At 72.4% G+C, this 23652-nt stretch carries 18 protein-coding genes and 2 pseudogenes; 14 read left to right on the forward strand and 6 right to left on the reverse strand.

What is annotated here, in order from left to right; all coding sequences use genetic code 11:
* A pseudogene (locus tag AB0F29_RS11940) lies at positions 1–315 on the reverse strand (transposase); the annotation flags it as partial.
* A 203-nt stretch (positions 316–518) separates the two neighbouring features.
* Here AB0F29_RS11940 and AB0F29_RS11945 point away from each other — a divergent pair.
* Both AB0F29_RS11945 and AB0F29_RS11950 read left to right on the forward strand, forming a co-directional pair.
* Positions 519–968, forward strand: a complete 450-nt coding sequence (locus AB0F29_RS11945; RefSeq protein ID WP_361870430.1) for a helix-turn-helix domain-containing protein — start codon at positions 519–521, stop codon at positions 966–968.
* Positions 889–1320 (forward strand): annotated as a pseudogene (locus AB0F29_RS11950) (DUF3626 domain-containing protein); the annotation flags it as partial. The gene AB0F29_RS11945 and the pseudogene AB0F29_RS11950, both read left to right, overlap by 80 nt.
* 36 nt (positions 1321–1356) lie before the next feature.
* Here the strand turns inward: AB0F29_RS11950 and AB0F29_RS11955 are convergent.
* Positions 1357–3237: an ABC transporter ATP-binding protein gene (locus AB0F29_RS11955; RefSeq protein ID WP_361870433.1), complete on the reverse strand. Its 1881-nt coding sequence runs from the start codon at positions 3235–3237 to the stop codon at positions 1357–1359.
* Positions 3234–5303: an ABC transporter transmembrane domain-containing protein gene (locus AB0F29_RS11960; RefSeq protein ID WP_361870436.1), complete on the reverse strand. Its 2070-nt coding sequence runs from the start codon at positions 5301–5303 to the stop codon at positions 3234–3236. The genes AB0F29_RS11955 and AB0F29_RS11960 overlap by 4 nt, the downstream gene beginning before the upstream one ends.
* 187 nt (positions 5304–5490) lie before the next feature.
* On the opposite strand from AB0F29_RS11960, the gene AB0F29_RS11965 reads away from it, so the two are divergent.
* From AB0F29_RS11965 to AB0F29_RS11980, 4 genes are read left to right on the forward strand one after another with little or no spacing between them, the layout of a single operon-like run.
* Positions 5491–6408, forward strand: coding sequence for an ABC transporter ATP-binding protein (locus tag AB0F29_RS11965; protein WP_361870439.1), 918 nt, complete (start codon positions 5491–5493; stop codon positions 6406–6408).
* 1 nt (position 6409) lies between these two features.
* Entirely contained in the window at positions 6410–7210 is an 801-nt protein-coding gene (locus AB0F29_RS11970; RefSeq protein WP_361870442.1) for an ABC transporter permease, read from the forward strand.
* Between the two features lie 14 nt (positions 7211–7224).
* On the forward strand, positions 7225–8580 hold the full coding sequence (locus AB0F29_RS11975) for a sensor histidine kinase (RefSeq protein ID WP_361870445.1): 1356 nt from the start codon (positions 7225–7227) through the stop codon (positions 8578–8580).
* The gene (locus AB0F29_RS11980; RefSeq protein WP_361870448.1) at positions 8577–9230 is read left to right on the forward strand and encodes a response regulator transcription factor; all 654 of its coding nucleotides are present in this window, start codon (positions 8577–8579) and stop codon (positions 9228–9230) included. Before AB0F29_RS11975 ends, AB0F29_RS11980 begins: the two co-directional genes overlap by 4 nt.
* Positions 9231–9246: 16 nt before the next feature.
* Here AB0F29_RS11980 and glgX read toward each other — a convergent pair whose 3' ends face one another.
* On the reverse strand, positions 9247–11505 hold the full coding sequence (gene glgX / locus AB0F29_RS11985) for a glycogen debranching protein GlgX (protein WP_361870451.1): 2259 nt from the start codon (positions 11503–11505) through the stop codon (positions 9247–9249).
* Positions 11506–11657: 152 nt separating this feature from the next.
* Here glgX and AB0F29_RS11990 point away from each other — a divergent pair, with 152 nt between their 5' ends.
* The 8 genes from AB0F29_RS11990 to AB0F29_RS12025 all read left to right on the forward strand — a co-directional run bounded on the left by AB0F29_RS11990 (position 11658) and on the right by AB0F29_RS12025 (position 19569).
* Complete coding sequence (locus tag AB0F29_RS11990) at positions 11658–12899, forward strand: Ig-like domain-containing protein (RefSeq protein ID WP_361870453.1); 1242 nt, start codon at positions 11658–11660, stop codon at positions 12897–12899.
* Between the two features lie 250 nt (positions 12900–13149).
* Positions 13150–14397, forward strand: a complete 1248-nt coding sequence (locus AB0F29_RS11995) for an Ig-like domain-containing protein (RefSeq protein ID WP_361870456.1) — start codon at positions 13150–13152, stop codon at positions 14395–14397.
* A 119-nt stretch (positions 14398–14516) separates the two neighbouring features.
* Complete coding sequence (locus AB0F29_RS12000; RefSeq protein ID WP_361870459.1) at positions 14517–15284, forward strand: enoyl-CoA hydratase-related protein; 768 nt, start codon at positions 14517–14519, stop codon at positions 15282–15284.
* 274 nt (positions 15285–15558) lie between these two features.
* A complete protein-coding gene (locus AB0F29_RS12005) occupies positions 15559–16074 on the forward strand; it encodes an ATP-binding protein (protein ID WP_361871129.1) in 516 nt (171 codons plus the stop codon).
* A 398-nt stretch (positions 16075–16472) separates the two neighbouring features.
* On the forward strand, positions 16473–17336 hold the full coding sequence (locus tag AB0F29_RS12010; protein WP_361870462.1) for a polysaccharide deacetylase family protein: 864 nt from the start codon (positions 16473–16475) through the stop codon (positions 17334–17336).
* A gap of 39 nt (positions 17337–17375) precedes the next feature.
* A complete protein-coding gene (locus tag AB0F29_RS12015) occupies positions 17376–17591 on the forward strand; it encodes an EF-hand domain-containing protein (protein ID WP_007457219.1) in 216 nt (71 codons plus the stop codon).
* Positions 17592–17748: 157 nt separating this feature from the next.
* Positions 17749–18819: a CopD family protein gene (locus tag AB0F29_RS12020; RefSeq protein WP_361870465.1), complete on the forward strand. Its 1071-nt coding sequence runs from the start codon at positions 17749–17751 to the stop codon at positions 18817–18819.
* A gap of 93 nt (positions 18820–18912) precedes the next feature.
* Positions 18913–19569 carry a TetR/AcrR family transcriptional regulator gene (locus AB0F29_RS12025; protein WP_361870468.1) on the forward strand — a complete coding sequence of 219 codons (657 nt, stop codon included), beginning with the start codon at positions 18913–18915 and terminating at the stop codon, positions 19567–19569.
* A 36-nt stretch (positions 19570–19605) separates the two neighbouring features.
* Here the strand turns inward: AB0F29_RS12025 and AB0F29_RS12030 are convergent, their stop codons facing one another.
* A complete protein-coding gene (locus AB0F29_RS12030; RefSeq protein ID WP_361870471.1) occupies positions 19606–21081 on the reverse strand; it encodes a carboxylesterase family protein in 1476 nt (491 codons plus the stop codon).
* A 41-nt stretch (positions 21082–21122) separates the two neighbouring features.
* The gene (locus AB0F29_RS12035) at positions 21123–23426 is read right to left on the reverse strand and encodes a peptidoglycan recognition protein (RefSeq protein ID WP_361870474.1); all 2304 of its coding nucleotides are present in this window, start codon (positions 23424–23426) and stop codon (positions 21123–21125) included.
* Positions 23427–23652 lie beyond the last annotated feature (226 nt).

The following is a 23652-nucleotide window of genomic DNA, read 5'->3' on the forward strand; positions in this document are numbered from 1 at the left end:
CCCTTCTTGACGAATCCGGTGTCATCAATGATCAGGATGCCCTCGTCGGTGCCGAGGTGTTCGGCGACGTATCCCTGCAGGTCGTCGCGTATCCCAGCGGCTCTTCCCCAGGAGGTGCTGCAGCCCGTCAGGGGTGGGGTGCCCGGCGAACTCGGCCAGTTGCCAGGAGTTCTTGCGCCCCACGGGCCCGAGCAGGTCTCGCACGTAGTCCCGCATCCGGCGTCTGGGCTCGACGCGGGGGAAGCGGTGTCCGATCCGCAAGAAGAGTTCTTCCAGCTCTTGTTCCCACGCGGAGGCGGGTACATCATCGATCACATGCGATGGCTGTCCCCGCCGCTGACACACACACGGCGCGGTCACTCCTTCGCGGGACAGGCCGGGCGAACCCGCCCCACACCCGGCACCACCCCGCTAAAATCCCCACGCTCAAGCCGTTGACCAGGACATACACCGAAGTCCGGCTGGAGTACTAGTATCCTGCGCCGGAAATCCTGGCGTTAAGTTGCTACGGTTTCAGGATGTCGTTTTCGGGGCGCTCTTCCGCCGAGTTCGTGTTGACCGCTGACGAGCGTGACCAACTGGTGCGCTGGTCACAGGGGGCGTCAAGGTTGGCTGTCCGGGCGCGCATTGTGTTGCGGTGTGCCGAGCCGGACGTCGTGTACGCGCGGCTTGCCGAGGACTTGGGTGTGTCGGCCATGACGGTCGGCAAGTGGCGCAAGCGGTTCACGGAGTCACGGCTTGAGGGCCTGGCGGACGCAGACCGGCCGGGGCGACCGAAGGCGGGCCTGTCTCTGAGTGATCTTGAACGGGAACAGCTGGCGGGACGGGGCGGTCCGCGGGGTTGCACCGGACGTGGAAGGACAGCCTGGCCTGAGCCGAGGATGCTCCCTCGCCTGCGCCGACCGTCAGGACGAGCTCGACGACTACATCGAGGCGCAGGTGCACGCGTCGGTCCACCTGCGATGTGATGTGGAGGCGCTGGTGCTGGACCCCTGCTACCGAGGCACGGCGGTCGAGGGCGCGGCTCTGCGTCTCGGCTGCCCGGTGGAGTGGCACCCCGGCTTCCGACTCGGGGTGGAAGAACTCCGACGTCACCCCGACTACCGCGGCCAGGAATACGTCGACCTGGGCACGCGGATCGCGGTCGACGGCATGCTCGATCCCCGGATCATCGGAAACTCGGCACGCGCCGGCCTCTATGACCCCCAGGCGGTCAAGAAGGTGTGGCACTACCTGGCGCGATTCGGGACGCCGTGGAGGGGGTCACAGACAACAGCACCCCCCACAGCGCCACGTGCCGTCAACGCCTTTCGGCAGTAGCGCCTTTCGGTAGCGAGGCGAGGGAGCATCCTCGGCTCAGGCCAGGCTGTCCTTCCACGTCCGGTGCAACCCCGCGAACCGCCCCGTCCCGCCGATCAGTTCGGCGGGTGCGCCGTCCTCCACGATCCGGCCGTGCTCCATCACCAGCACCCGGTCCGCGATCTCCACCGTGGAGAGCCGGTGAGCGATCACCACCGCCGTGCGGCCGTGCAGCACCGTGTCCATGGCCCGCTGCACGGCCCGCTCGCCGGGGACGTCCAGAGAGCTGGTCGCCTCGTCCAGGATCAGCACCGCCGGGTTCGCCAGCAGGGCCCGGGCGAACGCCACCAACTGCCGCTGGCCCGCCGAGATGCGCCCGCCCCGCTTGCGCACGTCCGTGTCGTAGCCGTCCGGCAGAGCGGCGATGAAGTCGTGCGCCCCGATCGCCCTCGCGGCGTGCTCGATCTCCTCGCGGGTGGCGTCCGGGCGGCCGATCGCGATGTTCTCCGCGACCGTCCCGGAGAACAGGAACGCCTCCTGCGTCACCATCACCACGCCCCGGCGCAGCTCGGCGGTGTCCAGGTCGCGCAGGTCGGTGCCGTCCAGCAGGACCCGGCCCTCGGTCGGGTCGTAGAACCGGGCCAGCAGCTTGGCCAGCGTCGACTTGCCCGCGCCCGTCGACCCGACGACCGCCACCGTCCGGCCCGCCGGGATGCGCAGGTCGAACGTGGGCAGCACCTCGCCGCCCGTACGGTAGGCGAACCGCACCCCCTCGAACGTGATCTCCCGGCCGGGGAGCCCGCCCTGGCGCGGCGGCAGTTCCTTCGGCCGGTCGGTCTCCGGGACGTTCGGCGTCTGGGCCAGCAACCCGGCGATCTTCGCCAGCGAAGCGGCCGCCGACTCGTAGGAGTTGAGGAACATGCCCAGCCGGTCGATCGGGTCGTACAGCCGGCGCATGTACAGCACCGCCGCCGCCAGCACCCCGAGCGCCAGCGTTCCGTCCGCGACCCGGTAGGCGCCCCACAGAACCATGCCGGCCACCGCCGTGTTCGCGATCAGCCGCGAACCGATGACATAGCGGGCCATCTCCAGTATCGCGTCGCCGTTCGCCCGCTCGTGGTGGGTGTTCAGCGCCGTGAACACGGTGTCGTTGCTCCGCTCGCGGCGGAACGCCTGGACCGGACGGATGCCGTTCATCGTCTCGGCGAACTTCACGATCACCGCGGCGATCGCCGTCGACCGCGCCGCGAACGCGACGGACGCCCGCCGCCGGTACAGGCGCACCATCAGATACAGCGGTACGAAGGAGAGCGTGGCGATCGCGCCGATCCCCAGGTCCAGCCAGAGCAGTACCAACGCGATCGACACGAACGACAGGACCACGCCGATCAGTTCCTGGAGTCCCTCGCTCAGCAGCTCCCGCAGCGACTCCACATCCGTCGTGGAGCGCGAGATCAGCCGGCCCGAGGTGTAGCGCTCGTGGAAGTCGACGCTGAGCGCCTGCGCGTGCCGGAAGATCCGGCCGCGCAGATCGAGCAGCACGTCCTGGTTGATCCGTGCGGCGGCCCGGACGAAGGTGTACTGGAGGACGCCCGCGGCGGTGGAACAGAGCGTGTAGGCGATCGCGACCGCGATCAGCGGCCCGTAGTCATGGTCCCGGAACGCCGGAACCCCCCTGTCGATGGCGTACGCCACCAGCAGCGGGCCCGCCTGCATCGCGACCTGCTGGACGAGCAGGAGCAGGGCCGAGACCGCGACCCGGCCCCGCATCGGGGCCAGCAGCGAGAACAGCAGCGCCCTGGTCGCCCCGGGCGGCGCGGGCAGGTCGTCCCGGTCGAACGGGTCGTCCACGCGGCCGGGCGCGGGCGCGACCCGGCTCTTCGGCGGCCCGTCGTCGTCGGCGGCCGGGAGCGAGGCGTTGTCGGTGGTCGTGGTCATCGGGCACTGCCCTCCTCGGCGGGGACCTGCTGTACGGGGGCGCTCACCGCGGTGGCGGGGTGCGGCGCGGCAGGCTCGTCCTCCGGTGCTGCGGACGTGTCGGCCGGTGCGGTTGACGTGTTCACGGGTGCTGCGGACGTGTCGGCCGGTGCGGTCGACGTGTTCACGGGTGCTGCGGACGTGTCGGCCGATGTGGCCGACGTGTTCACGGGTGCTGCGGACGTGTCGGCCGGTGCGGCCGACGTGTCCACCGGCGCTGTGGACGTGTCCACCGGGCCGGCGGGAGGCCGTGCGGTGGGCTCGCTGCCCGCGCCCGACATCAGCCAGGCGTACTCCGCGTTGTCGCGCAACAGCTCCTGATGCGTACCGACCGCAGCGATCCGGCCCCCGGACAGCAGCGCCACCCGGTCGGCCAGCATCACGGTGGAGGGCCGGTGCGCCACGACCACCGCGGTCGTCCGCTCCAGGACCTGCCGCAGCGCCGCCTCCACCAGCGTCTCCGTGTGCACGTCCAGCGCGGAGAGCGGGTCGTCCAGCACCAGGAAGCGCGGCGCCCCGACCACCGCGCGGGCCAGCGCGAGGCGTTGCCGCTGGCCGCCGGACAGGCTCAGGCCCTGCTCGCCGACCTCGGTGTCCAGCCCCTGGGGCAGCTCGTGCACGAAGTCGGCCTGGGCGACCGACAGCGCCCGGCGCACCTGCTTCTCGTCCGCTTCGGCCGCGCCCATCGTCACGTTCTCGCCGACCGTCGCGGAGAACAGCGTCGGCTCCTCGAACGCCACCGAGACCAGCTCCCGCAGCCGCGAACGCTCCATCGTGGCGATGTCCTCGCCGTCCAGCGTGATCCGCCCGCCGGTCACCTCGTGCAGCCGGGGCACCAGGGCGGTCAGCGTCGTCTTGCCCGACCCCGTGCCCCCGACCAGCGCCAGCGTCTCACCGGGCCGGACGTGCAGATCGATCCCGGCGAGGACCGGCGGCGAGCCCGGATCCGCGTCCGGGTAGTGGAACTCGACGCCCTCGAACACCATCCCCGGGGCGGTGGCCGGCGCGCCCTCCCGTACGGCGACGGCCCCGGGCTCCTCCGCCACGTCCAGCACCTCGAAATACCGGTCGGTCGCGGTCGCCGACTCCTGGCTCATCGCCAGCAGGAAGCCGATCGACTCCACCGGCCAGCGCAGGGCGAGCGCCGTGGACAGGAACGCCACCAGCGTGCCCGCCGACAGCGTCCCGTCCGCCACCTGGATCGTGCCCAGCACCAGCGCCGCGCCGATCGCCAGCTCCGGGAGGGCGGTGATCAGCGCCCACACCCCGGCGAGCAGCCGGGCCTTGCCCAGCTCCGTGGTGCGCAGCCGGTGCGAGAGCGCCCGGAAGGCCTGCGCCTGGCTGCGGTGCCGGCCGAAGCCCTTGACGATCCGGATGCCCAGCACGCTCTCCTCGACGACCGTGGTGAGATCGCCGACCTGGTCCTGGGCCCGGCGCGCGACCACCGAGAACTTCGTCTCGAACAGCGAGCACAGGATCACCAGTGGCACCGCGGGCGCCAGCAGCACCAGACCGAGCGCCCAGTCCTGGGCGAACAGGATGACGAACCCGACCAGGATCGTGGCCGTGTTGACGACCAGGAAGGTCAGCGGGAACGCCAGGAACATCCGGAGCAGCATCAGGTCCGTCGTCCCGCGCGACAGCAGCTGACCCGAGGCCCAGCGGTCGTGGAACGCGATCGGCAGCCGTTGCAGATGGCGGAACAGATCCGCCCGCATCGACGCCTCGACCCCGGCCAGCGGGCGCGCCACCAGCCACCGCCGGAGCCCGAACAGCAGCGCCTCCGCGATACCCAGCAGCAGCAGGTACAGCGCTCCCAGCCACACCCCGCCCGGATCGCGTTCGGCGACGGGACCGTCCACCATCCACTTCAGGACCAGCGGGATCACCAGCCCCAGGCAGGACGCCAGGATCGCCACGAAGGCGGCCGTGAACAGGCGCACCCGCACGGGTCGGACATAGGGCCACAGGCGCAGGAGGGAGCGCACGGCGGACCGGTCCGTGCGCTCTGCAGGCTTTTTGGGCATCAGGGGCGACCTTACGTTTCACCACTGACATCGGTCCTGCCAATTTCCGCCGGGCCGGAACCTCTGCCGACGGCGGCGGTCGTACCCCGGGTCAACCGGTCGTACCCCGGGTCAACCGATCGGCTGATGCGCCGTCGAGCGTGACGGCGGATACCGCCCGCGCCCGCCCGCCGGAACCCTGGGGGACATGGCAATCATCGAAGTCAACGGGGTACGCAAGACCTACGCCGGCCGTGCCGTGGTCGACGACGTCTCCTTCTCCGTCGACGAGGGGGAGATCTTCGGCATCCTCGGCCCCAACGGGGCGGGCAAGACCACCACCGTCGAATGCGTGGAGGGTCTGCGCATCCCCGACGCGGGCACCATCAGGGTCGCCGGGCTCGACCCCGTCGCCGACCACGACCGGGTGACGCGGCTGCTCGGCGCCCAGCTCCAGGAGAGCGAGCTCCAGGCCAAACTGACCGTACGGGAGGCGCTGGAGCTGTACAGCGCGTTCTACCCGACCCCGGTCGACTGGCGTCCGCTCGCCGCCCGGCTCGGCCTCGACGAGAAGCTCACCACCCGCTTCGCCAAGCTCTCCGGCGGCCAGAAGCAGCGCCTGTTCATCGCCCTCGCCCTGATCGGCAACCCGAAGGTCGTCGTACTCGACGAGCTGACCACCGGCCTCGACCCGCGAGCCCGCCGCGACACCTGGAAGCTCATCGAGGAGATCCGCGACGGCGGGGTGACCGTCCTGCTCGTCACCCACTTCATGGAGGAGGCCCAGCGCCTCTGCGACCGGATCGCCGTCATCGACCGGGGCAAGGTCGTCGCCCTGGACACCCCGGCGGGGCTGATCCGGCGGGCCACGGGCTCCACCGTCGTCTCCTTCGTGCCCTCCCGGGCACTCACCGGCCCCGACCTCACCCGGCTCACCGCGCTTCCCGGCGTCGCGACCGTGACCCCGCCCGACCGCGAGGGGGCGCTCGCGCTGCACGGCACCGACGAGACGGTCACCCCGTTCGTCGCCCTGCTCGCCGAACTCGGCGTCACCGCCCGGCGGCTGCGGATCACCGAGACCAGCCTCGACGAAGCCTTCCTCGACCTCACCGGACAGGACGTCTGACATGCCGACCGAGACCACCACCGCACCGGCCACCGCCCCCGGGTCCCGCGTCGCCCGGCGACGCGGTCCCGCGGCCGCCGTCCTGATCGCCGAGACCCGGCTCTTCCTCCGCGAACCGGGCAACCTGTTCTGGATCTTCGCCTTCCCCTCCGTTCTTCTGGTGATCCTCGGCTTCGTCCCCGCCTTCCAGGAGGCGCAGGACGATCTCGGCGGACGGCGCGTCATCGACCTGTACGTCCCCATCTCGATCCTGCTCGCCATGATCACGGCGGCGGTCCAGGCGATGCCGCCGGTCCTCACCGCCTACCGCGAGCGCGGAATCCTGCGCCGGATGTCCGCCACCCCGGTGCGGCCCTCCGCCCTGCTCTGTGCCCAGATCCTGCTGCACGGCGCGGCCTGCCTCGCCTCCGCGCTCCTCGTCACCGTCGTCGGCCGGATCGCCTACGGGGTCGCACTGCCCGAACAGCTCCCCGGCTACCTGCTGGCGCTGCTGCTCGCCGTCGCCGCCGCGCTGACCCTGGGCTCCATGATCTGCGCCCTGTCCCGTACGACGAAGGCGGCCACCGCGTTCGGCACGGGCGCCTACCTCGTGATGATGTTCAGCGCCGGGGTGTGGCTGCCCGTCCAGACGATGCCCGATGCCCTGCGCCGCATCGTGGAGATCACCCCGCTGGGGGCCGCCTCCCAGGCGCTGGAGCAGGCCGCGTCCGGGAGCTGGCCGGGCTGGATCCACCTCCTGGTCCTCGCCCTGTGGACTGCGGCACTGGGCATCGCGGCCGCTCGACTCTTCCGGTGGCAGTGACGGAGACTGCCCGCATGACGCAGCCGCCCTGCTCCCCGTACCCGTCCGGTCTGACGGGGCCCCGCACGGTCGAGGAGCGCTGGGAGCAGTTCTACCGGTACGGGCCCTACGCCGTCCTCACCCTGTCCGTCATCGTCGGGGCCGTCGCCGCCGACCTGATCATGACCCGCACCGAGATGTACGCGGCCGGGGTCCTCGTCGTGGCGGCGTACGGGCTCCAGGGCTGGTGGGGCCGGACCCGCCAGCGTACCGCTCCGGGCGCCCCGGCCGGGGTGGCCTACTACGCCATGAGGACCCTCCTCGCCTTCGCCCTGTCCTGGCTCAACCCGTTCTTCGCGATCTACGCGGCGCTCAGCTACTTCGACGTCGAACCCCTGCTGCCCAGGCGCGCCGTCCGGATCGGGCTGCTCACCACCGCCGTCACCCTGGCCGGTTCGCAGAGCGGCGGCCTGCCGCCCGCATCCCTGATGAACTGGGTCGCCTTCTGTGCGCTGTACCTCGTCAACACCTCCCTCGCCCTCTTCTTCTGGCACCTCGGGATGAGGGAGGAGGAGAAGGCCCGCGTCCAGGTCGAGACCATCGCCGAGCTGGAGCGCACCAACCTCCGGCTGGAGGAGGCGATGGCGGAGAACGCCGCCCTGCACGCCCAACTCCTCGTCCAGGCCCGCGAGGCGGGGGTCGACGACGAGCGGCGTCGGCTCGCCGCCGAGATCCACGACACCCTCGCCCAGGGACTCACCGGGATCATCGCCCAGCTCCAGGTCGTCACCTCCCTGACGGACCGCGATCCGGAGACCGCCCGCGTCCACCTGGAGCGGGCCGCCGCGCTCGCCCGCCACAGCCTCGGCGAGGCCCGCCGCTCCGTGCACAACCTCGCCCCCGTCGCCCTGGAGCACGACGAGCTGGCCGGAGCGCTGAAGAAGACCGTCGCCGACTGGTCCGAACAGCACCGCGTACGGGCCGACTTCACCGTCACCGGCACCGTGGAGCCGGTCCACGACGAGATCGCCGCCACCCTGCTGCGCATCGCGGGTGAGGCCCTCGCCAACGCCGGGCGGCACTCCGGGGCCTCCCGGGTCGGGGTGACGCTGTCCTTCATGGACGACGAACTGACCCTGGACGTACGGGACGACGGGCGCGGCTTCGACCTCGCCACCGCCACCGCCACCCCGGCCGACCGCACCGGCGGCTTCGGCCTCGGCGGGATGCGGGCCCGCGCCGAGCGCATCGCGGGCGCGGTCGAGGTGGAGTCGGAACCGGGCGGCGGCACGGCGGTGTCGGCCAGGGTCCCCCTGGTCAGGCACCCCGTGAACAGCACCGCGGCGGCCCCTGGCCAGACACCTCCGGCTCGCCGTACGGTGCCGTCATGACCGAGACCGCCGCCCGCACCATCAGCCTCGTCGTCGTCGACGACCACCCGGTCGTCCGGGACGGGCTGCGGGGCATGTTCGCCGCCGCACCCGGATTCGAGGTCCTCGGCGAGGCGGCGAACGGCGTGGACGCCCTCGCGGTCGTCGAGGCACTCGACCCCGACGTCGTCCTGATGGACCTGCGGATGCCGGGCGGCGGGGGAGTGGCGGCCATCGCGGAGCTGACCCGGCGCGGCGCCCGCTCGAAGGTCCTGGTGCTGACCACGTACGACACCGACTCCGACACCCTGCCCGCGATCGAGGCGGGCGCGACCGGCTACCTCCTCAAGGACGCCCCGCGCGAGGAGCTGTTCGCGGCCGTCCGGGCCGCCGCCGACGGGCGCAGCGTGCTGTCGCCCGCGGTCGCCTCCCGGCTGATGACCCGGGTCCGCACCCCCGCCACCGATCCCGCCGGGGCCGCCCTGTCGGCCCGCGAGCGCGAGGTACTGCTCCTGGTGGCGCGGGGCACCACCAACCGGGAGATCGCCACCGAACTGTTCATCAGCGAGGCGACCGTGAAGACCCACCTCACCCATGTCTTCGCCAAGCTGGGCGCCAAGGACCGGGCCGCGGCCGTCGCCGTCGGCTATGACCGGGGCATCCTCGGCTGATCCGGGCCCCTCCCTCCTACGCCGTCACCCGCAGCAGCAGCACCGAACGGGCCGGCACCGCCATCTCCGTACCGCCGTCCAGGACCGTGCCGGGAGCCTCGGCCTGTTCCTCCCGCGAGGTGTCCAGAACCAGTTCGTAGCGGGCCGCCCACGGCGCTCCAGGCAGGGCGAAGACCGCCGGCTCCGCGCCCGCGTGCAGGACCGCCAGGAAGCTGTCGTCGGTGACCGGTTCGCCCCGCGCGTCCCGCCCCGGGATGTCCCGGCCCGAGAGGTACAGCCCGAGCGTGGCCGCCGGCGCGTACCAGTCGCCCTCCGTCATCTCCCGGCCGTCCCGGGCGAACCACGCCAGGTCCCGCAGTCCGTCCGGGGCCTGCGCCCGGCCGGAGAAGAACGCGCGGCGCCGCAGCACCGGATGGGTCCGGCGCAGCGTCAGCACCCGGGCCGTCAGCTCGGTCAGCTCCCGCCACGCGGGCTCCTCCAGGAGCGACCAGTCCAGCCAGCCGGTCTCGTTGTCCTGGCAGTAGGCGTTGTTGTTGCCGCCCTGCGTCCGGCCCATCTCGTCGCCCGCCACCAGCATCGGCACCCCGGTGGAGAGCAGCAGGGTGGTCAGCAGGTTACGGAGCTGACGGCGGCGCAGCGCGTTGATCCCCGGATCGTCGCTTTCCCCCTCCGCCCCGCAGTTCCACGCCCGGTTGTCGTTCGTCCCGTCCCGGTTGCCCTCCCCGTTGGCCTCGTTGTGCTTCTGCTCGTAACTGACCAGGTCGCGCAGGGTGAAGCCGTCGTGCGCGGTGACGAAGTTGACCGAGGCGTACGGGCGGCGGCCGCCCCAGGCGTACAGATCGCTGGAGCCGGTCAGCCGGTAGCCGAGATCCCGTACGTCGGGGAGCGCGCCGCGCCAGAAGTCGCGCACCGCGTCGCGGTAGCGGTCGTTCCACTCGGTCCACAGGGGAGGGAAGGCCCCCACCTGATAGCCGCCGTTGCCGACGTCCCACGGCTCGGCGATGAGCTTGACCCGCCGCAGCACCGGGTCCTGGGCGATCACCGCGAGGAACGGCGAGAGCATGTCGACGTCGTGCATCGAGCGGGCCAGCGCCGCCGCCAGGTCGAAGCGGAAGCCGTCGACGCCCATCTCGGTGACCCAGTAGCGCAGCGAGTCGGTGATGAGCCGCAGCACCTGCGGCTGCACCACGTGCAGGGTGTTGCCGCAGCCGGTGTAGTCGGCGTAGCGGCGCGGGTCGTCCCGCAGCCGGTAGTAGCCCCGGTTGTCGATGCCGCGCAGCGACAGCATCGGGCCCAGCTCGCCCGCCTCCGCCGTGTGGTTGTAGACGACGTCGAGGATCACCTCGATCCCGGCCTCGTGCAGCGCGTGCACCATCCGCTTGAACTCGCCGACCTGCTGGCCCGCCGTCCCGGAGGCGGAGTAGCCGGCGTGCGGGGCGAAGTAGCCGATGGAGTTGTAGCCCCAGTGGTTGCGCAGCCCGCGCCGCAGCAGATGGTCCTCGTGGGCGAACTGGTGGACCGGGAGCAGTTCGACGGCGCTCACCCCGAGCCGCGTCAGGTGCTCGACCGCGGCCGGGTGCGCGAGCCCCGCGTACGTGCCGCGCAGCTCGGGCGGGATGTCCGGGTGCAGCTTGGTGAAGCCGCGCACATGCAGCTCGTAGATGACGGAGTCCGCCCACGGGGTCTTGGGGCGGCGGTCCTCCACCCAGTCGTCGTCGTCGCGGACGACCACGCCCTTGGGCACGAAGGGTGCCGAGTCCCGGTCGTCCCGCACGGTGTCGGCCACATGCTGGTCCGGCCAGTCCCGTACGTGCCCATAGACCTCGGGCGGCAGGGCGAAGGTGCCGTCGACCGCACGGGCGTACGGGTCCAGGAGCAGCTTCGCCGCGTTCCAGCGGGCGCCCGTCCACGGGTCCCAGCGGCCGTGCACCCGGTAGCCGTAACGCTGACCCGGCCGCACCCCGGGGACGAAGCCGTGCCAGATCTCATGGGTCAGCTCGGTCAGCGGACAGCGGGTCTCCGCGCCCCGCTCGTCGAAGAGGCACAGCTCGACCGCCTCCGCCCCGCCCGCCCACAGCGCGAAATTGGTCCCCGCCACCCCGTCCGGGCCGACCCGGAAGCGGGCGCCCAGCGGCATCGGGGCCCCGGGCCAGACGGCGGGGGGCGGTGCGCCGTCCCGGGCGGCGTCGGCGCGGTGGGCCTCCGCCATCCCCGCCCCGGTGCCGGCCACCGCTGCCGGATCCCGTACTGCCTCCTGCTCGGCTGCGCTGGACACCGTGTCGCCTCCCGCGGCTCGTGGGACGGGCACCTACGAGTGGCGCGCGGCGTCCCGGCCACGGCCTCTTCGGGTAGTCCTCCCCTCTGTTCTGCCCACCGGACGGCCCGCACTCACGTTTCCCCCGACCGGCCCTTGTCGTTGGGGGGAGCGTGAACCACACAGCGAAGAGCGCACGGGCCGGCTCGGCCGCCGTGCTGACATGGGCAGGACTGCTGACCGTGCTGGCCCTTCTGGCCGGCTGCACCGAGGCCCGGGAGGCCGTGTTCAACGGCAAGGGGCGATCCTCCGGCGACGTGATCAGCGTCTTCCCCGAGGACGGCGCCGAGGACGTCGACGAGGAGACCCGCATCGCGGTGCAGGTCCCCGACGGGCGGCTGGAGAGCGTGCAGGTCAGACGGATCGAGGACGTGCAGCAGCAGACGGTGGCCGGGCGCGTCGCCGACGACGGGAGGTCCTGGAAGCCGGAGCCCGCCGCGGGGCGGCTCGCCCTCGCCGCGAAGTACAGCATCGACGCGGTGGCCGTGGACGGGGCGGGCCGCCGCTCCGCCCGGCACTCCACGTTCACCACGCTCGTCCCCGACCACCGCTTCATCGGGTACTTCAAACCGGAGAACCGTTCCACCGTCGGCACCGGCATGATCGTCTCCTTCTCCTTCAACCGCCCGATCGCCGACCGGGCCGCGGTGGAGAAGGCCATCCGGGTGACGTCCGATCCGGTGGTGGAGGTCTCCGGCCACTGGTTCGGCAAGGACCGGCTCGACTTCCGCCCCAAGGCGTACTGGAAGCCCGGCACCGAGGTCACCGTCGACATCGGGCTGCGCGACGTCGAGGGAGCCCCGGGGGTCTACGGCAGCCAGGACAAGACCGTCGTCTTCACGGTCGGCCGCTCCCAGGTCTCCCGGGTCGACGCCGAGGAGAAGACCATGGAGGTGCGCCGGGACGGAGAGCTCGTGGACACGATCCCGATCACCGCGGGGGCGCCGAAGACGACCACGTACAACGGGAAGATGGTGGTCACCGAGATGCATGAGGTGACCCGGATGAACGGGGCCACGGTCGGCTTCACGGACAAGAAGGGCAGGGGCGAGTACGACATCAAGGACGTGCCGCACGCGATCCGGCTCACCGAGTCCGGCACCTTCCTGCACGGCAACTACTGGGCCGACGACTCCGTCTTCGGTGCGGAGAACGTCAGCCACGGCTGCGTCGGGCTGCGCGACGCCAAGGGCGGCAGCGGCTCCACGCCCGGCGGCTGGTTCTTCGACCGGACCCTGATCGGCGACGTGGTCGAGGTGGTCAACTCGAAGGACAAGAAGGTCGCCCCGGACAACGGGCTCAGCGGCTGGAACCTCGGCTGGAAGAAGTGGAAGGCCGGCTCCGCCCTGCGCTGAGCCCCGGGCACCGCCGCGCTCCGCCTTGCGCTGAGACCCCGGCCCCCGTCACGGTCGCCCGCACCCCGCCGCTCCGCCCCGGCACCCCGCGCCACCTGCGCAGCTCCCCGGGCCACTGGTACGGAACGGTGACATTCCGGAGGGAGTTCACCCCGCTCGCGATGTGATTATCTTGCGGCGGCGCGCATGTTCGGCGCGCGGGGGTGCGGGCCATGGCGGGAGCCGGGCCCTGCGAGGGGAGACGACCACAGTGAACGGGCAGCCGATATCGGGGGCATCGGCCGGGGCGAGCGGGAAGCGGCGCGGCGGGCCGGGGCTTCTGGCCCTGGTTCTGGGAGCGCTGCTGTTGCTGGTGACGGCGTGCGGCGGCGGTGACACCGGCGCGGGGGACAAGAAGGGGCCGGCGGGCAGCGCGAAGAAGGAGGACACGACCGCCTCGCAGGCGGTGGTGACCATCGCACCCGAGGACGGCGCGGAGTCCGTGGCGACCAGCGGCGCGCTGAAGATCGGCGCCACGCAGGGCAAGCTGACCACGGTGAAGGTCTCGGACCCCAAGGGCAACGAGATCGAGGGCGAGATCGCGGCCGACGGCGCGAGCTGGACGCCGGAACGGCACCTCGCCGCCGCCACGAAGTACGCGGTGCACGCGGTGGCGAAGGACGCGGAGGGACGTGAGTCGGCGAAGGACACCACCTTCACCACGCTCGTCCCGGCGAACACCTTCATCGGCCACTACACGCCGGAGGACGGCTCGACCGTCGGGGTCGGCATGCCGGTCTCCATCAACTTCACCCGGGGCATCACCGACCCCGACGCGGTGGAGCGGGCGATCAAGGTGACGGCCGAGCCGGCCGTCGAGATCGAGGGCCACTGGTTCGGCAACGACCGTCTCGACTTCCGCCCGGAGAAGTACTGGGCGGCGGGCACCAAGGTGACCGTCGACCTCAACCTCGACGGCGTCGAGGGCCGCCCGGGCGTCTACGGCAAGCAGGCCAAGAAGGTGTCGTTCACCATCGGCCGCAGTCAGGTCTCCACCGTCGACGCGAGCGCGAAGCGGATGAAGGTGGTCCGCGACGGCAAGCAGATCAAGGACATCCCGATCTCCGCGGGCGCCCCGGCGACGACCACGTACAACGGTCAGATGGTCATCAGCGAGAAGCTCAAGGTGACCCGGATGAACGGCGACACCGTCGGCTTCGGCGGCGAGTACGACATCAAGGACGTGCCGCACGCCATGCGGCTGTCCACGTCGGGCACCTTCCTGCACGGCAACTACTGGGGCGCGTCCTCCATCTTCGGCAACAGCAACACCAGCCACGGCTGCGTCGGGCTGCGGGATGTGCGCGGCGGCTACGACAACCAGACGCCCGCGGCCTGGTTCTACGACAAGTCGCTGATCGGCGACGTGGTCATCGTGAAGAACTCCCACGACAAGACCATCCAGCCCGACAACGGCCTCAACGGCTGGAACATGGACTGGGAGGAGTGGAAGAAGTAGGACTTCCCTCCGCTTCCCGATCGACCCGGCGGGCCCGGTGCTGTGACCAACGGCACCGGGCCCGCGCTGTGACCAACAGCACCGGGCCCGCCGGCGTTAGCAATGGTTAACCTGCCTCCATGACTGTGACCCTCGAAGTACGCGACGGAGTCGGCACGATCCTCCTGGACCGGCCGCCCATGAACGCCCTGGACGTGGCCATCCAGGACCGGCTGCGGGAGCTGGCCGAGGAGGCGACCCGGCGCGAGGACGTGCGGTCGGTGATCCTCTACGGCGGCGAGAAGGTGTTCGCGGCGGGCGCGGACATCAAGGAGATGCAGGCGATGGACCACACGGCGATGGTCCTGAGGTCCAAGGGCCTCCAGGACGCCTTCACCGCCGTCGCCCGCATCCCCAAGCCGGTCGTCGCCGCCGTCACCGGCTACGCGCTCGGCGGCGGCTGCGAGCTGGCGCTCTGCGCCGACTTCCGGATCGCCGCGGACAACGCCAAGCTCGGCCAGCCGGAGATCCTCCTCGGCCTGATCCCGGGCGCGGGCGGCACCCAGCGGCTGGCCCGGCTGATCGGCCCCTCCCGGGCCAAGGACCTCATCTTCACCGGCCGTATGGTCAAGGCCGAGGAGGCCCTGACGCTGGGTCTGGTCGACCGGGTGGTCCCGGCCGCCGAGGTCTATGAGCAGGCGCACACCTGGGCCGCCAAGCTGGCCAAGGGGCCCGCGCTGGCGCTGCGCGCGGCCAAGGAGTCGATCGACGCCGGGCTGGAGACGGACATCGACACCGGGCTCACGATCGAGCGGAACTGGTTCTCCGGTCTGTTCGCCACCGAGGACCGCGAGCGGGGCATGCGCAGCTTCGTCGAGGAGGGTCCGGGCAAGGCCACCTTCGGCTGACCGGTAGTCAGAACGGGTGGCCCGGTAGTCGGGTCGGACGGTCCCGCCGGGGGAGTTCATCCGTCAGAGCGGATTATCCGGGCCTTAAGGCAACCTTAAGGCCCGGTGCCGCCTTCGGCCCGACCGTCCTCGTCAGGAAAGGCATCACCGCAGCTCAGCGGGGCCGTTCGGGGAACTGTTCTGCCAGAGGCATATGCCAAAAGCCTTCTGTGGCATGGGCTGTTCCGGGGTGCGGATTCCTCCGGAACGGCCCCGGGGGGCGATGCGTGCGGCCATGATGGTGGGCATGGCGGGCCTGGAGGGTGTGGATCAGCCGCGACCGCGCAGCAGCGCGACCGCGGCACGCTGGACGTCGACCATGGATGACGAACAGGCGTTCAAGGCGCTGGAGTTGTTCGGAAATCCGACCGAGGGGGAGGTTCGGCTGCCGTCCCGCCCGGAGTCGGCGGCGACGGCCCGGCGCATCACTTCCTGCGTCGTGCTCCGCCAGTGGGGCCTCTCGCCCCAGACCGCCGAGTACGCGGTGCTCCTCGTCTCCGAGCTCGTGGGGAACGCGGTACGCCACACCGGGGCCCGGATCTTCGGGCTACGGATGGTCCGCCGCCGGGGCTGGATCCGCATCGAGGTGCGCGACCCCTCGCGCGGGCTGCCGTGTCTGATGCCGGTGCGCGAGATGGACATCAGCGGCCGGGGCCTCTTCCTCGTCGACAAGCTCTCCGACCGCTGGGGTGTGGATCTGCTGCCGCGCGGCAAGACCACCTGGTTCGAGATGCGCATCTCCGACCGCTGACCGCGCGGTCCCCTGTCGCTCCGGATACGCAGAAGCCCCCGATCGGCCGTGGTGCGGCGCTGCGGGGGCTTCTGGCGGGGGCCGTGGCATGGGGGGTGTGTCCACGGCCGCTCATGACGACCTGGGCCCGGGTCGATGGGGGTCGTGGCTCCGACTATGGCAGACGGGCGACCTCGGCGCCAAAGCGACTTGTCGAGATATTTATGGAACAAACGGGCATTCGCCGGTTGAATCGCAGGTGTGCTCGATCACTCGCCTGGCATTCCATGCATCTTTATGGCGAGGTCTGAATGATTCATTGATCATCTGATGAATCGCTCAATCAGCTCATTTCGCCCATCGCGCCTCTACTGTGTCCCGGTAACCGAGGGAACCCGTGGAACGCGAGGTGGTCGGGCATGGATGGACACAGGGCCCCCGTGGGCCGCCGGAACGCCCTGGGAGCGGGGGCCGGGGCGTTGGCCGCCGTCCTCACCGCGGGATGCGCCCGGAGCGACGGGGCGGGCGGAGCCGCCGGACCCGCGGCCGTCACCCGTCCTCCCGGCGAAGTCCCCGCCCCCGGCGCCACCGTGACTCCGCGCCCCGCCGCCTCCCGGGCCGCCGCCCCCACCCCGCACCGCTTCCCCGGCATGCCCTTCCGGATCGCGCACGGTCCCCGCGACCGGCCCCGTGTCGCCCTCACCTTCGACGGGCGCGGCGACCCGGACCTCGCCCACGCCGCACTCGCCCGGTGCGAACAGGCCGGCGCACGCGTCACGGTGCTCGCGGTCGGCACCTGGCTCGCCGAACACCCCGGCCTGGCCCGCCGGATCCTCGACGGGGGCCACGAGATCGGCAACCACACCGAGCACCACCTCGACCTCGCGTCCCTGGACGAGCGCGCCGCGTACGAGGAGATCACCGCGTGCGCCCGGCGGCTGCGCCGGCTCACCGGGTCCATCGGCACCTGGTTCCGCCCCTCGCCCACCGCGTACGCCTCCCCGCTCCTCCAGCGCCTCGCGCAGCGGGCCGGCTACCCCCATGTCCTCGGCTGCGACGTGGAGTCGCAGGACCACGCGGCCACCCGCGTCGCCGCCGTCACCCGGAAGGTCGCGGGGGAGCTGCGCAACGGATCGGTGGTGGAGCTGAGTCTCGGCCGGCCGGTCACCGTCGACGCGTTGCCGCTGCTTCTCGCCGAGATCGGCCGCCGCGGGCTGCGCGCGGTGACGGCCACGGAGCTGCTGGGCCGACCGGCCGCCGAGGTCACCCGGACGGCCCGATAATCTGACCCCTGACATTCGGCATCACGAAGGGGCGGAACTGTGGCGGACATCGAGTCGGCGCGGACGGCATTCGAGCGGTTCGACAAAAACGGCGACGGGCTCATCACGGCCAACGAGTACAAGAGCGCGATGGCCCAGCTGGGCGACCCCTTCGTCACCGAGACGGTGGCGCAGGCGATCATCAACGCCCACGACGCCAACGGCGACGGCCTGCTCACCTTCGACGAGTTCTGGGCCTCGCAGAACAAGGCCTGATCCGCCGCGGCGGCCGGTCCCGCGTCCATCGGGGCCCGGCCGCCGCCGGACACGTCCGAAGAGCCCCCCTTCCAGCCCTTTCCGGGCGCCTTCCGGCGGTCCCGCCCCCCGTGCGCGGCTTGCTGTGTCTTTGTCCACCGGCGAGGATCGGGCCGTGATGTTCTCCGGACCCCCCGCCGACCCGGCCGCGCCGACCGGGCCCGGCCTCCCGCCCGCGGCGGCGGCCGTACCGGCGCCGACGGACGACGCGCCCTTCGCCGACGGGATACCCGGCCGCCCGCCCGCCCGGCCGGCCGGACGCTCCTGGACCACCCCTCTCCTGCTGTGCGCCGTCGGCAGCCTCGCGCTCCTCCTGGCCCTGCTCGGCCCCGGACTCGTGGCCCGCGGCACCGGGGAGCTCCGGATACCCGGCGCGGGGCTCACCACCGTGCTCCGCACCGTCCTGTTCGCCGCGCTCGCCCTCCACCTCGGCGAACTCCTCGCCCCGCAGCTCATCCGGCCCGTCCGGGGCCGCCCCCGTACCGCCGTACGGAGCTGGGCGGTGTACGCCTCGCTCGCCGGGGCGGCCGCCGCGGCCGGGCAGATCGTCCGCCTCGCCGCCGTCAGCGATCTCGGGATCACCGAGACCTACGGCACCCGCGAGGGCGGACTGCTCCTCCTCATCGCCAACGGCCTGCTCCTCGCCGCCTTCTGCGCCGCGAGCCGGCGCCCGGCCCTCGCACTCGCCCCGCTCGCCCTCGTCATCGGCGCGGAGGCCCTGCGCGCCCACCCGGAGGCGTACAGCCCCGAGTTCGGCGCCGCCCTCACCGTCGTCCACCTGACCGCCGCGTCGCTGTGGACCGGCGGCCTGCTGTACGTCCTGCGCACCATGTGGCTCTGGCGCGGCTCACCCGTCGCGGCCCGCGCCCTGCTCGGCCGGTACGCGCGCCTGGCGATCTGGCTGTACGTCGCCCTCGCCGCCACCGGCACGGCGTCGACCCTGCGCCGGCTGCCGCTGGACGTGGTGTTCACCTCCGCCTACGGGCGCACCCTGCTGGTCAAGCTGGCGCTGATGGCCGTGGTCAGCGTGCTGGCGGTGGCGGCCCGGCGGCGGATGCTCCGGGACACCGACCCGTCGGTCGCCCACCTGCTGGCCCGCCGGGAACAGGCCGTGCTGGGCCTGGTCGTGGTGGTCTCGGCGATCCTCACCGTGGTCCCCGACCCGCACTGGATCTCCCTGCGGCCCTGAAAAGGACGGATGCCTGACATCCGGCCGCGTACCGGGAGCGTGTCGCTGTGCCCCCGGGTAGCGTCGGACACGACCGAGGGAGGCGTCACGGCGATGCAGGAGCACGGGGAGAGCGGAGACCGCGGCGAACAGGTGGTCCGGCGGCTCGTCGAGGCCGCCGGGGTCGTGATCGACCGGGCCGGGTACGCCGGAGCGTCGACCCCGGAGATCCTGCGCCGGGCCGGAGTCTCCCGCGGCGCCTTCTGCCACCATTTCGAGGGCAAGGAACAGCTCGGCAACGCGATCCTGGACCGCCAGCACGCGTTCTTCCGGCAGATCTCCGAGCAGGCGGATGCGGGCCCGGCGCCCAAGGTCTGGCTCCAGGCGCTGATCGACATCAGCCACCTCTACACCGCCGGCATCCTGGAGGACCCCGTCCTGCGGGCCGCCGTGCGCCTGTCGATCGAACCGGGCCCCTACCTGACCGCCGAGAGCTACGCGGGCCCGCTCGGGGCCGTCACCGCCGTCCTCGAATCCGCCCGCGCCGCCGACGAGCTCCAGGACCACGTCACCCCGGAGGAGGCGTCCCGGACCATCGTCGGCTGCTACAGCGGAGTGCAGCTCCTGGCTCTCGCCCTCGACGAGCGCGACGCCCTGCACCAGCAGGTCAGCGCCATGTGGGCCCTGATCATGCCCGGCCTCGCCCGCCCCGCCGTCCTCACCCGGCTGCGCCTGAGCGCACCACCCGCGGGCACGGCGCGGCAGCGCTGACCCCCGGCCCGATCCGTACGGGACCTCCGTGCGGCCTCAGCGCCTGTACGGCCGCCAGCCGCGCAACTCGTCGTCGCGCGGGGCCAGGACCAGCTCCGGTGCGCCCGGGCCGAAGACCGTCACGGGCCGCCGCGCGTCCCAGGGCGGCCACCCCGGATCCCCATCCGTCGCGAAGTCCACCCATGCCCGGTGCATCGAGTCCGCCAGCTCCTGCGGGGCGTCCGGGCCGGTCAGGGCCATCGTGTCGGGGTGGGCGAGCGTGTCGAAGACGAAGCCCAGCTCCAGCGCGTGGCAGGCGCCGAGGCGCTGTACGGGGGTGGGCCAGCCGAACTCGTACACGTACGTGGCGCCCGGCGCGTCCGTCCGGGCGTCGGCCAGCCGGTTGAGCGGGACCCGCAGCAGCCTGTCCGTCGCGAGCGCGCCGAGGATCTCACCGGGGGTGGCGTCCGGGCGGTTGGCGCGGTAGACGCGGGCGGTGGCGCCCGGCACCTTGAACTTCAGCAGGGCGAGGCGGAGCCGCAGCGCGCTGACCCTCTCGGTGAGCCCGCCGGGCACGAACCAGAGCCGGTACTCCTCGGTGTTCGCCCCCAGCAGCAGGTCGATCCCGGCGGACGCGCCCGCGTGCAGTGCCTCCACGGGGTCGTGCGGCAGCAGCTCGCCGTCCACGACCAGCTGGAAGGAGTCGCGGCCGGTCAGCGGGTTCCCGCCGCCGGTGACCTCGGTCTGCGCGGTGAGCAGCGCCTCCGGGTCCACGGCGGCCAGCGCCGCGGCCGTCGCGGGGACCCCGAGCCGCTTCGCGATCAGCTCGGTCGTCCCGCGCGCGGCGGCGGGCGGCAGCGCGGCGGGCGCCCCGCTCTGGAGCACCGCCCTCCGCAGCAGCCCCGCGGACCGGGGCGAGGCGAGCAGAGCGGCGACGCAGACCGCCCCCGCCGACTCCCCGGCCACCGTCACCCGGTCCGGGTCGCCGCCGAACGCCGCGATGTTGTCGCGCACCCACTCCAGGGCGGCCAGCTGGTCCAGGAGCCCCCGGTTGGCGGGCGCGTCCGGGAAGACGCCGAAGCCCTCGACGCCCAGGCGGTAGTTGACCGAGACGAGGACCACCCCGTCCCGGGCGAACGCGGATCCGTCGTACACCGGCACCGCCGAGGAACCGTGCAGCAGCGAGCCCCCGTGGATCCACACGAGCACCGGCAGCCCGGCCGTGCCCCGCTCCGGCGACGGCGTCCACACGTTCAGGTTCAGACAGTCGTCGCCCGGCACCGCCGGATCCGGCAGCAGCCGGTCCAGCGGCGGGGCGTAGGGCCGCTTCGGGGCCGTCGGACCGTACGCCACGGTCTCGCGCACCCCCGTCCACGGCTCGGGAGGACCGGGCGCGCGGAACCTGCGCGCACCCACCGGCCCAGCCGCGTACGGGATGCCGCGGAAGACCGCGACGCCCCGCTCCACCGCACCGCGCACGGTGCCGTACACGGTCCTCACCTGCGGGGGAGTCCCCGTCACGCTGTCGGACATGATGCGTGCCCACCCCTCTCGCGGTGCGGTGGTCCGGGCGGCTACTTCAGGTAGACCAACCCGTCCGTGGTCAGCGTCGGGCGGCCCTTCGTGCCGACGACCACGATCTTGACCGTGTGCTTGGCACTGGAGGACCAGGACTTCGTCCAGATCGCCTGCCGGTACTTGGTGGCCGAGGACTTCAGGTCCACCGTGGCGGCCTTCTTCCCGTCGACGTAGACGTATGCCTGCCCCGAAGTGGCGGCCCGCGACACCACCCAGGCGGCTGACCGGCCGGTGAACGTCCAGGTCAGACTCGCGCCCTTGGCGCTGCTGGAGTACGACTTGCCGCCCAGGTAGCTGCCGGAGGACTTCGTGGTCCACTTGCCGCCCTTCTTGGCGGCGGACTCCTGGAGGATCACCGGGGTGCCGGAGACCGAGGCGGCGGCCGTGTTGCCCGCCCGGTCGTACGCCGTCATCTTCCAGGCGGTGGCCCTGGCGGGCTTCGCGGTGTGCGAGGCGCTGCTCGTGGTCGGGCCGTACGTCTTCGCGACGGGGGCGGTCAGCCGGACCTCCTTGAGGGAGGCGGCGTCGGTGGCCTTCCACTTCAGGGTCAGCGGGACCGAGGTGGCGTCCACCGTGCCGGTGCGCAAAGTGAGGGCCGGCTTGGTGGAGAAGACCGGCGGTGCGGTGTCGGCGACCACGGTCGCGACCGGCGACAGGGAGGTCTTCCCCGACTGGTGGACGGCCCGGACCTGCACGGAGTGCTTGCCGGCGGCGAGGGTGGCCGTCGCAGAGGTGACGTTGCCCTTGACCGAGGCCACCGGCTTTCCGTCGACGAGCAGCTCGTATCCCTTGACGAAGGAGGAGGGCGTGGCCGCCTTCCAGCCGACGGTGATCTTCGACCGGGTGTAGTACGTGGAGCCGGAGGCGCTCGCCCCGGTCACCGAGGAGATGGTGAGACCGGTGACGGGTCCGGCGGCCAGGGAGCGGATGGCCGGGAGCTGTTGGTAGAGGGAGAGTCCGGGGCACTCGGTGGCGAACCCGTCCCGGTGCCCGGAGATCCGGGGGAAGGCGTACTGCTGGCCGGCGACGAAGTTCTCGTGGGCCATGTTCTTGCCGTTCGCCCCCGCGGTGAGCTGGACGGAACCGGCCGGGTCGCCCTGGTACTGGCCGAGCTTCCACGCGGCGACGCGGGCGACGGAGGTGGTCGCGGCGGTGGCGGCCTTGGTGTCGGTGTACATGCCGATCACGGCGATACCGGTGGTGTCCCGGTTGAACCCGTAGGTGTGGGCTCCCATGACGGGCCGGTCCACACCGCCCTTGCGGCCCTCGAAGACGGTGCCGCACTTGTCGACGATGAAGTTGTAGCCGAGGTCCTTCCAGCCGTTCGACTTCACGTGGTACGTGTGCAGACCGCGCACGATGGCCGCCGAGTCGGCGCAGGAGTACGCGTTCGTCTGCGCCGTGTGGTGGACGAAGACGGCCTTGACCCGGTCCAGGTAGTCGGGCGCCTCGGTGCTGAGCGACTCGTCGGCCTTCCAGGCCGCCCGGGAGACGATCGGCGGCTGGGGAACGGTGGACGGCGGGGCGGGCGGGACGGGCGGGAGCGTCGGGGACGGGGAGCCGGTGGGCGTCGTCGGCGAAGCGGACGGCGTCGGGGAGTCGGTGCTCGGGCTCGGCGTGGGGCTCGGCGGCGCCGGGGTCTCCGTAGTCGGGGTGGGCGAAGGCCTGTCCGTGGGCTCCTCGACCGGCTCCTCCGTGGGCGGGGTGACCGGGGGCTCCTCGCCGGGCGTGGGCTCCTCGGAGGGGGTCTCCTCGACGCTGAACGCGGCCGGTTCGGCGGCGAGCGAGGTGGTGTCGGAGCCCGGGTCGACCGTGTCGAGCCGCAGCCCGTCGGGCAGTCCGGCCCGGGCGCCGTCACCGGCGCGGACGCGGACCTCGACGCCGTTGGAGGGGCCGACCCAGCGGGGTTCGGTGGTGCCGCGGACACCGGACCGGCCGGTCTCGGTGCGGCCGTCGATCTCGGTGTCCAGGGGCAGCCAGCCGGTCCACTCGCCGGTGGCGGCGGAGCGGGTACGGGCCTCGACGCTCCCGGTCACCCGGGCGGCGGGATCGGTCCAGGTGACGCCGAGCAGACTGAACGGTTCGGCGTCGCGCCGCGCGAGCGACGCGGAGCCGCCGTCGGGCGAGGTCTTCAGCGCGGTCCTGTGCACATCGGACTTCACCGGGGCGGACTTGGCGTCCGCCGCCCGCCCGTCGCGGTCGGCGTCGGAGGTGCCGGTCACGCCCTGGAAGACCAGGACACCCGCCACGGCCGCCGTCGTGACGGCGGCCGTGGTCCAGACTCTTCGCTGTGCTCTCACGTGTGATTCCCCGGGACGATGCTGGCTGGAAGGCAGGGCATTCCGGCCGGTCAGTCGCTGACCGGGGGCACGGCGTCTCCGCCGGCCCGGCCGGTGGGGCGACCCGGGACATGCGTGCGGGCCTCAGTCTTCCATGCGGTCGAACCGCGCCCCGCCCCACCCCGCCGCCGTCCGGCGGGACATGTCCGGGCCGTCCGGCGGGGCGGAGGCGGTCGTCGCGGGGCGG

Origin of the sequence: Streptomyces sp. NPDC026589, from assembly GCF_040638385.1 — a bacterium.
Classification (GTDB): Bacteria; Actinomycetota; Actinomycetes; order Streptomycetales; family Streptomycetaceae; genus Streptomyces.

Excerpts from the sequence above, each read along its gene's own strand:
- AB0F29_RS11945 (WP_361870430.1), top strand. The coding sequence starts at position 519 with ATGTCGTTTTCGGGGCGCTCTTCCGCCGAGTTCGTGTTGACCGCTGAC.
- AB0F29_RS11955 (WP_361870433.1), bottom strand. The coding sequence starts at position 3,237 with ATGACCACGACCACCGACAACGCCTCGCTCCCGGCCGCCGACGACGAC.
- AB0F29_RS11960 (WP_361870436.1), bottom strand. The coding sequence starts at position 5,303 with ATGCCCAAAAAGCCTGCAGAGCGCACGGACCGGTCCGCCGTGCGCTCC.
- AB0F29_RS11965 (WP_361870439.1), top strand. The coding sequence starts at position 5,491 with ATGGCAATCATCGAAGTCAACGGGGTACGCAAGACCTACGCCGGCCGT.
- AB0F29_RS11970 (WP_361870442.1), top strand. The coding sequence starts at position 6,410 with ATGCCGACCGAGACCACCACCGCACCGGCCACCGCCCCCGGGTCCCGC.
- AB0F29_RS11975 (WP_361870445.1), top strand. The coding sequence starts at position 7,225 with ATGACGCAGCCGCCCTGCTCCCCGTACCCGTCCGGTCTGACGGGGCCC.
- AB0F29_RS11980 (WP_361870448.1), top strand. The coding sequence starts at position 8,577 with ATGACCGAGACCGCCGCCCGCACCATCAGCCTCGTCGTCGTCGACGAC.
- AB0F29_RS12000 (WP_361870459.1), top strand. The coding sequence starts at position 14,517 with ATGACTGTGACCCTCGAAGTACGCGACGGAGTCGGCACGATCCTCCTG.
- AB0F29_RS12005 (WP_361871129.1), top strand. The coding sequence starts at position 15,559 with ATGATGGTGGGCATGGCGGGCCTGGAGGGTGTGGATCAGCCGCGACCG.
- AB0F29_RS12010 (WP_361870462.1), top strand. The coding sequence starts at position 16,473 with ATGGATGGACACAGGGCCCCCGTGGGCCGCCGGAACGCCCTGGGAGCG.
- AB0F29_RS12020 (WP_361870465.1), top strand. The coding sequence starts at position 17,749 with ATGTTCTCCGGACCCCCCGCCGACCCGGCCGCGCCGACCGGGCCCGGC.
- AB0F29_RS12025 (WP_361870468.1), top strand. The coding sequence starts at position 18,913 with ATGCAGGAGCACGGGGAGAGCGGAGACCGCGGCGAACAGGTGGTCCGG.
- AB0F29_RS12030 (WP_361870471.1), bottom strand. The coding sequence starts at position 21,081 with ATGTCCGACAGCGTGACGGGGACTCCCCCGCAGGTGAGGACCGTGTAC.